Below are 3,886 nucleotides of genomic sequence, written 5' to 3'. Positions count from 1 at the left end.
GCCAGCGCCCGCGCGCCTCGTCCCGCGCCACGCTCTCGACCAGCCCGTCGCCGGGAACGGCCGCCAGCGGCGTCAGGCGATCAGCGCCGACCGGCGCGCGATTGGCCTCGATCGCGGCGGTCAGGGCGTCGAACCCCGGCTCGCCGGACAGGGCCGACAGCGCCCGGTCGCCGGCCAGATTCACCACCAGACCGGCGTCGGCGTAGCGCCGCACCTGCACCAAAGCGGCGTCCGGCTGCCCGGCGCCGACGGCCAGCCGCGCCCGCATCAGCATCAGGCCGGGATGGTTGGGGATGCGTTCGTCGGCCTCGGCCAGCCGCGCGGACGCCGTGGTCAGATCGTCGGCGTTGGCCGCCGCCACGCCCTCGGCCCGCAGCCGCTGGAAGGCGACGACGTCCGTCTCCGCGGCCTCCTGGGCCAGACCCGGCGAGGCGGCCAGCAGGCCCGCGAAGACGATGGTTGCGGCAAGACGCATGATGATCCCCCAAGCTTCGCCGCAACTATCGTCCGGTCCGCCGGAGCGGCCAACTCAAGGATTGGTAATGCGCCTCAGCTGACGTGCGGCGTGACGATCCCGAGCGGCAGCGACGTCACATTCTTCACTCCGCGGGTGACGATGTGGCTTTCGCAGTCCGAGACGATGCCGAGGCTGAGCAGCTTCAGCCGCAGGAAGCGGTCAAAGGCGTGCATGTCCGAGGTGATGATGCGCAGCACATAGTCCTCGCGGCCGGTGATGGTGGCGCACTGCACCACCTCGGGCCATTCGGCGACGGCGGCCTCGAACCGGTCGAGGTTCTCGGTCGAGGGAAGGCTCAGCTTGACGATGGCGTAGACCTCGAAGTCGAGGCCCAGCTTGGTGGCGTCGAGCAGGGTCACCCGCTTGCGGATGAAGCCCGTATCCTCCAGTCTCTTGATCCGGCGCCAGCACGGCGACGCCGACAGACCCACCCGGTCGGCCACCTCGGCCACGGACAGTCCGGCGTCCTGTTGCAGGATGTCCAGAATGCGGGCGTCAACGGGATCCAGATCGTCGGCCAAGGCGTTTCTCCGGTTCTTGTTATGGCGCAATAAAATACCCGTGAACCGGCATATGCAAGGTCAAAATCGAGCGAGCCTTGGCTTGCGGACCATGCTACAGGGCGCCGAGGAAACGCGGTCGGATCAACCGGACGGCAGGACGGAATGAAAAAGCCTAACACCCAGCCCTTGTCGCTGCGCGTGCCCGAGCCCTCGGGCCGCCCGGGCGATACGCCGGACTTCAGCCATCTCAAGCTCGACGCGCCCGGCGCCGTCGAACGGCCGGAGGTCTCGACCACGCCCTTCGACATGCGCGACCACGCCTTCCGGCTGATCCGCGTGCTCGACGACGGCGGCAAGGCCGTGGGTCCGTGGAATCCGAAGCTCGACGCCGAGACCCTGCGCAAGGGCCTCAAGGCGATGATCCTGACCCGCGCCTTCGACGACCGGATGCATCGCGCCCACCGCCAGGGCAAGACCAGCTTCTATATGAAATGCACCGGCGAGGAGGCCATCGCCGTGGCCCAGGGCATGATCCTGTCCCGCGAGGACATGGGCTTCCCGACCTATCGCCAGCACGGCCTGCTGATCGCGCGCGGCTATCCGCTCGCGACCATGATGAACCAGATCTACTCCAACGCCTCGGACCCGATCAAAGGCCGTCAGCTGCCGATCATGTATTCGGCGAAGGACTACGGCTTCTTCACCATCTCGGGGAACCTCGGCACGCAAGTTCCGCAGGCCGTCGGCTGGGCCATGGCCAGCGCCTACAAGGGCGACGACAAGATCGCCATCACCTGGATCGGCGACGGCGCCACCGCCGAGGGCGACTTCCACAACGCCCTGACCTTCGCCGCCGTCTACCGCGCGCCGGTGATCCTCAACATCGTCAACAACCAGTGGGCCATCAGCTCCTTCCAGGGCATCGCCGGCGGGCTGGAGACCACCTTCGCCTCCAAGGCCATCGGCTACGGCCTCCCGGCCCTGCGCGTCGACGGCAATGACTTCCTCGCCGTCTGGGCCGCGACCCAGTGGGCCGAGGAGCGGGCCCGCACCAACCAGGGCGCCACGGTCATCGAGCTGTTCACCTACCGCGGCGCCCCGCACTCGACCTCGGACGATCCCAGCCGCTACCGCCCCGGCGACGAGCACGAGAAATGGCCGCTGGGCGACCCGGTCGCCCGCCTGAAACAGCATCTGATCGCCCTCGGCGAATGGTCCGACGAACAGCAGGAAGCCGCCGAGAAGGACGCCGTCGAACAGGTCCGCGCCGCCGGCAAGGAGTCCGAGGCCATCGGCACGCTCGGCCAGTCGCGCCCCTCGGTGAAGACCATGTTCGAGGAGGTCTACGCGACCGAGGACTGGCGCCTCGTCGAACAGCGCCGCGAGGTGGGGGTCTGACCATGAGCGAGCAAACCACCTTCACCGAATCTGACCGCACCGACGGCGTCGAGCCCGACATGGTCGACCAGAACCACGCCCCGAAGTCGGAGGCGCCGTCCAACGGCGTCGCCCCGATGAACATGATCCAGGCGCTGAACTCGGCCCTGCACGTCAAGATGGCCGAGGACCCCAATGTCCTCAGCTTCGGCGAGGACGCCGGCTATTTCGGCGGCGTCTTCCGCGTCACCGACCAGCTGCAGCAGAAGCACGGCCTGACCCGCAGCTTCGACGCCCCGATCAGCGAATGCGGCATTGTCGCCGCCGCCATCGGCATGGGCGCCTATGGCCTGCGCCCGGTCGTCGAGATCCAGTTCGCCGACTACATCTATCCGGCCTACGACCAGATCGTCTCCGAGGCGGCCAAGCTGCGCTACCGTTCGGCCGGCCAGTTCACCTCGCCCATCGTGGTGCGCAGCCCCTACGGCGGCGGCATCTTCGGCGGCCAGACTCACTCGCAGAGCCCCGAAAGCCTGTTCACCCACATCGCCGGCCTCAAGGTCGTCATCCCGTCCAACCCCTATGACGCCAAGGGCCTGCTGACCGCGGCCATCGAGGACGACGATCCGGTCATCTTCTTCGAGCCCAAACGCCTCTACAACGGCCCCTTCGACGGCTGGCACCAGAAGCCGGTTTCTCCGTGGAAGGCCCAGGCGCTGGCCCAGGTCCCGACCGGCAAATACGTCGAGCCGATCGGCAAGGCGCGGATCATGAAGGAAGGCGCCGACGTCACCATCCTCTGCTACGGCACCATGGTCTGGGTCTCGCTGGCCGGAGCCGAACACGCCGGGGTCGACGCCGAGGTCATCGACCTGCGCACCCTCGTGCCGCTGGACATCGAGACCATCGAGGCCTCGGTGAAGAAGACCGGCCGCTGCGTCATCGTCCACGAGGCCCCGAAAACGTCCGGCTTCGGCGCCGAGCTCAGCGCCCTGGTGCAGGAGCGCTGCTTCTACCACCTCGAGGCGCCGATCGCGCGGGTGACCGGCTGGGACACCCCCTATCCCCACGCCTTCGAGTGGGAATATTTCCCGGGACCCGAGCGGGTCGCCACGGCCCTGAAGGCCGTCATGACCGGAGGGCGCTGAGATGGGCCGCTACGTCTTCAAACTGCCCGACGTCGGCGAAGGCACGGCCGAGGCCGAACTGGTCGGCTGGCACGTCAAGGTCGGCGACATGGTCGCCGAGGACCAGATCATCGCCGACATCATGACCGACAAGGCCACGGTCGAGCTGACCTCGCCGGTCGCCGGCAAGGTGCTGGCCGCCCACGGCGAACCGGGCCAGCAGCTGGCCGTCGGTTCGCCGCTGGTCGAGTTCGAGGTCGAGGGGGCGGGGAACGCCTCCGCCGAGGCGCCCCCCTCGAACCCTGCTCCGCAGGCTCCGGTCCCCCCGGAAGGGGGACAATCGCCCGTTTCCAAGTCTCCCC

At 68.2% G+C, this 3,886-nt stretch carries 5 protein-coding genes; 3 read left to right on the top strand and 2 right to left on the bottom strand.

Features of this window, described 5'->3' with window-relative positions; genetic code table 11:
- Positions 1-475 (bottom strand): hypothetical protein (locus tag RDU12_RS13615; RefSeq protein WP_308685156.1); only part of this gene is annotated, 475 nt, incomplete at its 3' end.
- Positions 476-549: 74 nt separating this feature from the next.
- Positions 550-1,038: an Lrp/AsnC family transcriptional regulator gene (locus tag RDU12_RS13610; protein WP_300292118.1), complete on the bottom strand. Its 489-nt coding sequence runs from the start codon at positions 1,036-1,038 to the stop codon at positions 550-552.
- Between the two features lie 144 nt (positions 1,039-1,182).
- On the opposite strand from RDU12_RS13610, the gene RDU12_RS13605 reads away from it, so the two are divergent.
- From RDU12_RS13605 to RDU12_RS13595, 3 genes are all read left to right on the top strand, one after another.
- Positions 1,183-2,418 (top strand): 3-methyl-2-oxobutanoate dehydrogenase (2-methylpropanoyl-transferring) subunit alpha, encoded by a 1,236-nt coding sequence (locus RDU12_RS13605; protein ID WP_300292121.1) that lies wholly within the window; start codon positions 1,183-1,185, stop codon positions 2,416-2,418.
- Between the two features lie 59 nt (positions 2,419-2,477).
- The gene (locus tag RDU12_RS13600; RefSeq protein ID WP_366145273.1) at positions 2,478-3,545 is read left to right on the top strand and encodes an alpha-ketoacid dehydrogenase subunit beta; all 1,068 of its coding nucleotides are present in this window, start codon (positions 2,478-2,480) and stop codon (positions 3,543-3,545) included.
- 1 nt (position 3,546) lies between these two features.
- On the top strand, positions 3,547-3,886 hold a 340-nt coding region (locus tag RDU12_RS13595), incomplete at its 3' end, for a biotin/lipoyl-containing protein (RefSeq protein WP_308685153.1).

Source organism: Brevundimonas sp., assembly GCF_031082345.1.
In the GTDB taxonomy this organism is placed as follows: domain Bacteria; phylum Pseudomonadota; class Alphaproteobacteria; order Caulobacterales; family Caulobacteraceae; genus Brevundimonas.
This window is presented reverse-complemented; position numbering and strand designations above follow the sequence as displayed.